The organism is Azonexus sp., assembly GCF_036170495.1.
Lineage (GTDB): Bacteria > Pseudomonadota > Gammaproteobacteria > Burkholderiales > Rhodocyclaceae > Azonexus.
Genome location: NZ_JAVHPH010000161.1, coordinates 1 through 4,745 on the forward strand (window position 1 = coordinate 1; position 4,745 = coordinate 4,745).

Consider the following 4,745-nt stretch of genomic DNA (forward strand, 5'->3'; position numbering starts at 1 on the left):
GGAAAATGCCATGCAGGCGACAACGGCGGGCGGCAAAATTTGCCTGTCCGGCAATGTTCGTGGCGATCTTGTGGCGGTGGCTGTACGCGATAGTGGTCCGGGAATCTCATGTGAAATGCAGGCCCGCATCTTCGAGCCTTTCTTTACCACCAAGGGGCAGGGGACTGGCTTGGGTTTGGCCATCGCGCTCGGTGTGGTACGGGCGCATGGCGGGACGCTTGAGCTTTTTTCCGAGCCGGGCGAAGGCGCCGAATTTGTCATTACCTTGCCGGTTGCGCCGGTAGAGAGCGAATCTGAACACCATGGCTGAACACAGTTTGCCGATTCTTGTCGTCGAAGACGATCCGAGCCTGCGCGAGGCGATTGGCGACACGCTGGAACTCGCCGGGCGCCCTCATGTGGCCGTTGATGGCGGCGAAGCTGCTTTGAAAGTGCTAGCTGAGCAGGCTTTCTCGATTGTCGTCAGCGACGTGCGGATGATGCCGATGGATGGCATTTCGCTGTTAAAGGAAATTCGGGTGCGTCTGCCGCATCTGCCGGTGGTGCTGATGACGGCGTATGCCGAGGTGGACAAGGCGGTCGATGCCATGCGTTCGGGCGCCTGTGACTTCCTTCTCAAGCCTTTTGAGCCGAAGGCCTTGCTTGCCCACATCAACAAATACGAATTGCCGGATACCGATGCCGGCACTGGTGTTGTGGCCATTGATCCGGCCAGTCGTGAGTTGTTTGCCATCGCCCAGCGCGTGGCGCAGACCGATGCAACGGTTCTCCTTACGGGAGAATCAGGGGTTGGAAAGGAAGTGGTCGCTCGCTTCATTCATCGGCAGTCGGCGCGTCGGAACGGGCCGTTCGTGGCGATCAACTGCGCCGCAATTCCGGATAGTTTGCTTGAGGCAACCTTGTTTGGTTATGAGAAGGGAGCCTTTACGGGCGCTCAGCAGGCGCAGGCCGGAAAGTTCGAGCAGGCGCAGGACGGTACGCTGCTGCTGGATGAAGTTACCGAGATGCCGATGGGGCTCCAGGCCAAGTTACTGCGCGTTTTGCAGGAGCGCGAGGTCGAGCGGGTGGGGGGCAAGAAGCCGGTAGCGCTGAATATCCGCATCGTTGCGACGTCCAATCGCGATATGGCCGAGGCGGTGGCGAAAGGGGTTTTCCGCGAGGATCTTTTTTACCGCCTCAACGTGTTTCCGGTGGACATCCCGCCGCTACGTGATCGGCCGCTCGATATTGTGCCGATTGCCCGCTATTTTCTGGTCGAACATGGCGGTCGCTTTGGTCGGAATGGGGTTGGTTTCGCGGCTTTGGCAGAGCAGGCGCTGGTGCAGCATTCCTGGCCTGGCAATGTCCGGGAGCTGGAAAACGTCATTCAGCGGGCCCTGATCTTGTCGACCGGGTCGGAGATCGGTGTCGAACATCTCCGCCTGGCCCCAGTGGCGGCCGGCTTTGCGGCGCGGGGTCCGGTCGAAGTGCTGGTGCCGGAAGCAGACAAAAAGGTTGATAACATGAAGGATCTGGAGCGCGAACATATCCTGCGGACCTTGGCCGAAGTCAATGGCTCAAGGAAGGCGGCCATTGAACGCCTGGGGATTTCGGAGCGGACATTGCGTTATAAATTGCAGCAGTACCGCGATGAAGGATTTTTCAAGGACTGATATTGGCCTGACTATTGCTTGTATTGAGGCAGATTCTAGGAGCTGGTTATGGACACCCAAGGTATTGAGCAAATGTTGAGCGTGCTGCGGTCTACCGCCGCACAGGCCTCCGGTAAGCCGGCTGAGAGCGCGGCTAGCGGGGCAGCTGGTGGGGTGGATTTTGCGCAGGTGCTGAAGTCATCTATCGACAAGGTCAATCAAACCCAGCAGCAGGCTGACACGATGGCGGAAAAACTTGCCGCTGGTGACACCACCCAGAATCTTCATGAGGTGATGATCGCGCTGCAGACGGCCAGTGTTTCCTTCCAGGAAATGGTTCAGGTGCGCAACAAGCTGGTTACGGCCTATCAGGACGTGATGAACATTCAGGTTTAAGCTGAAGCTCAGTATTCCAGTTCTGAGCGGAGCGCTTTGCGTTCGCGTTCCAGCCGCGTGATGTAGCGCTCAATGAAGGCCAACCGGGTTCCCGGCAGGCTGACAAATTCGCAGCCTAGCCGCAATTGTTGCTGGCCGTCGATCATCTCGATTTTCAGGACTTCACAGACGCGAAGATTGACCGAAAGCACGCTTTCGCCGGGGATTTCGAGGCGGCAATCGTGAAACAGTTCACCGAGTGAAAACAGTTCGGCGTCGTCGACCGGCCCGAGCAAACTAAGTCCGCCACCGCTCAGGTCAAATAGGGGGTAATCGACGACAGAGTGGCCGCCACCCCGATTCGGGACGGCAAGTTTGCATCGCAGGGGCGTGGTGTGATGAGGCGTTTCGACACGAAAGAACTCGCGTCGCTGCAAACGCAGAATGGATGCCGGGAGCGCGGCGATCAAGGCTTTTTTACCATCGATGGTGGCCATCGACAGACCGGGTAGGCGAATCTGGATTTTGACCCGTTCCAGCGGGGCTGACAGTGTTATCCGCGTGGCCTTGAGTGCAGCATCGTTACTTGCTGTGTGGTTCGATCCGTCGAGAATTAGCTGGTTGGCGTTTTCGTCGATCGACAGTAGGGTCGACAGGAAAAATTCCTTGCCTTCGTCCAGATAGACCGTGATCAGTGTGCGGTGCTTGAGCAGGGCGCGCAGATGCACAAAGATTTCAGCGCGGTTGTGGAGGAGGTACTTGCCGTAGGTGGCGGGCTGGTCGATTTCGAAAACGGGAACCGAAACTTCGTTCTGGGCGAGGGTCATGAAACCTGGATCAGGGTGGAGGTTGAGCGGACAGGCCGATCTGCGTGGTGGAGCTACCGTGTTCAAGACGGTAAAGCCAGGCGAGAAGTTCAGCCACCGCCATGTATAACTGGGGGGGGATGCGCTCGTCAATATCCACCTGGGTTAGCAGGGCGACGAGCTCCGGCGATTCATGGACATAAATGCCGTGTTCCTTGGCGCGGGCGATGATCTGCTCGGCAATCAGCCCTTTGCCTTTGGCGACGACGCGCGGTGCGGCATCGGTCTGGCTGTAGGCCAGGGCGACTGCCTCGCGGGTGGCGTCACTCCCCGGCTTGGCCATGATCGACGTGGAGTTGGGTTAGCGTCAGCCCGGCTGCCGCTAGTTGCTCACGAAGCGACTGAGTGCTGTTGCGCAGCGTTGACTCGCTGGCCGGATTTTCTGCTCTGGCTGAAACAGCCAATGCGCCGCCCGCGCCCAGTCGAAGCGTGACATCGATGCCGCCGAGGGCGGGTAAATCGAGTTTGAGGCGGGTCTGCCACTGGCTGGCTTGTTCGGTTTCCAGTGAGGACTTCGATTCCGGATCACCGGTAATTTCCCACCACATCGCTTGCCCCGGCCAGACTTGGCCTTGCCAGACGAAATTCTGCGTTGCCAGGCCGTTCAGCTGTTGTTGAACCAATGGGACCAATTCACGCGGCACCGGATTTTCATTCGGGATGGTCGCCGCGCTTGTCGAAACGGTGGATTGTGGTGTCGTTGTCGCCGGGCTTTGACTCAGCGACAAGCCTTCTGTTTTTTCGCCAAAATTCCGGTTGACCGTAGGGTTTGTGTCGAGCAAAGCATTCCCGGGTGGGAAATTTGAGCTGCGATTGATGAATTCAGGCGCATTCGCCGGTGCCGGGGACTGCTTGCCTTGCGGCTCCAGGAGCAGGGCTGCCGTGGGCAGTTCGCCGCTCACCCAACGCGCCTGGTGCGCTTCATAGAACATGCCACTCTGGCTGAGCGCCTGCTTCAATACGGGCGCCAGATCAGCCGCGGATTTGGGCATCGTTTCGACCAGCGGTTGGCTGCGGTTAAGCGCAGCCGGTGCAGCCTGCTTGCCTTCACCTTCCAGCGGGGTCAGCAAGTTGCCGATAACTTTGCCGGCGGTGCTCAAAGAGGTGCTGACCGATTCAGGCGGGCTTGCAGCGGTCTTTCCTGAAGAGCGATTGGCGATGAAGGCGAGGATGAGCTTGCCATCACTTTCGGCGACTTCAAGTTCAAGGGTGTCACCGGCTTTCGCCGAAAAAGGCAGGGCCAGTGTGATTTCGCGTTGGGCGACGACGGCGCGGTAGGTGCCGTTCGGCAGCATGGCCTGAACTTCGGCCAGGATGCGCTGGCCGGGAACCGCATTGCTGAGCACATCGGCGACACGTTGTGCCGCCGGTACAGGGGCTGTTTGCTGAGACTGTAGCGCGCTAGTGTCGGGCAATACCAGCCGCAAACTGCTGGCAACATCGGGGGGAATCATGCCGGACGATTATGGCGAAGGTGCAAGGCGGGCCAACAGCTTTGCCACATCGTCGCGCCACGGGGTTACGTACGCCAGAATCTCCCGATCCAGGTTCTGGATTTCCCGGATGGTTTGTGCCGCGGCGGTCTGCTCGGCTGCCGTCAAAGGGGGATTTTGGGTACGCATTCCTGCGATGAGCGTGGCGCGTTGTTGCTGCGCCTCGGCGAGAGGCTCCCACGCCTGCTGCTTGGCCAGTTCAAGCATTTGCCGGGAGTATTTGAGCAATGAGGCGTAACCGGCCATGTTCATCGATTACGCAGCCGCCTGTTCGCCCGGTGTAATTTGCGCCCAGGCTTCGCGCAGGCTACCCAGCAACTCGGAGACTTCATCGAGTGCCGCAACGTTGTTCTTCATATTGGCGAACAACAGGCGCTGTG

At 59.0% G+C, this 4,745-nt stretch carries 8 protein-coding genes; 3 read left to right on the top strand and 5 right to left on the bottom strand.

Going from position 1 to position 4,745, the window contains the following annotated elements; translation table 11 throughout:
* The 3 genes from ADADOO_RS05025 to fliE form a co-directional block, all read left to right on the top strand.
* A partial coding sequence (locus tag ADADOO_RS05025; RefSeq protein WP_511275543.1) for a sensor histidine kinase occupies nucleotides 1–310 on the top strand: 310 nt, incomplete at its 5' end.
* Complete coding sequence (locus ADADOO_RS05030) at nucleotides 303–1,652, top strand: sigma-54-dependent transcriptional regulator (protein WP_511275545.1); 1,350 nt, start codon at nucleotides 303–305, stop codon at nucleotides 1,650–1,652. The genes ADADOO_RS05025 and ADADOO_RS05030, both read left to right, overlap by 8 nt.
* Before the next feature lie 48 nt (nucleotides 1,653–1,700).
* The gene (gene fliE / locus ADADOO_RS05035) at nucleotides 1,701–2,027 is read left to right on the top strand and encodes a flagellar hook-basal body complex protein FliE (RefSeq protein ID WP_511275547.1); all 327 of its coding nucleotides are present in this window, start codon (nucleotides 1,701–1,703) and stop codon (nucleotides 2,025–2,027) included.
* A gap of 8 nt (nucleotides 2,028–2,035) precedes the next feature.
* On the opposite strand, the gene ADADOO_RS05040 is transcribed toward fliE, so the two are convergent.
* Genes ADADOO_RS05040 through ADADOO_RS05060 form a run of 5 tightly spaced genes read right to left on the bottom strand, consistent with a single transcriptional unit; the run spans nucleotide 2,036 to nucleotide 4,734 of the window.
* Nucleotides 2,036–2,833 carry a flagellar brake protein gene (locus ADADOO_RS05040; RefSeq protein WP_511275549.1) on the bottom strand — a complete coding sequence of 266 codons (798 nt, stop codon included), beginning with the start codon at nucleotides 2,831–2,833 and terminating at the stop codon, nucleotides 2,036–2,038.
* Nucleotides 2,834–2,843: 10 nt separating this feature from the next.
* Nucleotides 2,844–3,155 (bottom strand): EscU/YscU/HrcU family type III secretion system export apparatus switch protein, encoded by a 312-nt coding sequence (locus ADADOO_RS05045; protein WP_511275551.1) that lies wholly within the window; start codon nucleotides 3,153–3,155, stop codon nucleotides 2,844–2,846.
* Nucleotides 3,136–4,326 (bottom strand): flagellar hook-length control protein FliK, encoded by a 1,191-nt coding sequence (gene fliK / locus ADADOO_RS05050; protein ID WP_511275552.1) that lies wholly within the window; start codon nucleotides 4,324–4,326, stop codon nucleotides 3,136–3,138. The genes ADADOO_RS05045 and fliK overlap by 20 nt, the downstream gene beginning before the upstream one ends.
* A gap of 9 nt (nucleotides 4,327–4,335) precedes the next feature.
* Nucleotides 4,336–4,611 (bottom strand): flagellar protein FliT, encoded by a 276-nt coding sequence (locus ADADOO_RS05055; RefSeq protein WP_511275554.1) that lies wholly within the window; start codon nucleotides 4,609–4,611, stop codon nucleotides 4,336–4,338.
* Between the two features lie 9 nt (nucleotides 4,612–4,620).
* A complete protein-coding gene (locus tag ADADOO_RS05060) occupies nucleotides 4,621–4,734 on the bottom strand; it encodes a flagellar protein FliS (RefSeq protein WP_511275556.1) in 114 nt (37 codons plus the stop codon).
* Nucleotides 4,735–4,745: the final 11 nt, after the last annotated feature.

Excerpts from the sequence above, each read along its gene's own strand:
- fliE (WP_511275547.1), top strand. The coding sequence starts at position 1,701 with ATGGACACCCAAGGTATTGAGCAAATGTTGAGCGTGCTGCGGTCTACC.
- ADADOO_RS05040 (WP_511275549.1), bottom strand. The coding sequence starts at position 2,833 with ATGACCCTCGCCCAGAACGAAGTTTCGGTTCCCGTTTTCGAAATCGAC.
- ADADOO_RS05055 (WP_511275554.1), bottom strand. The coding sequence starts at position 4,611 with ATGGCCGGTTACGCCTCATTGCTCAAATACTCCCGGCAAATGCTTGAA.
- ADADOO_RS05030 (WP_511275545.1), top strand. The coding sequence starts at position 303 with ATGGCTGAACACAGTTTGCCGATTCTTGTCGTCGAAGACGATCCGAGC.
- fliK (WP_511275552.1), bottom strand. The coding sequence starts at position 4,326 with ATGATTCCCCCCGATGTTGCCAGCAGTTTGCGGCTGGTATTGCCCGAC.
- ADADOO_RS05045 (WP_511275551.1), bottom strand. The coding sequence starts at position 3,155 with ATGGCCAAGCCGGGGAGTGACGCCACCCGCGAGGCAGTCGCCCTGGCC.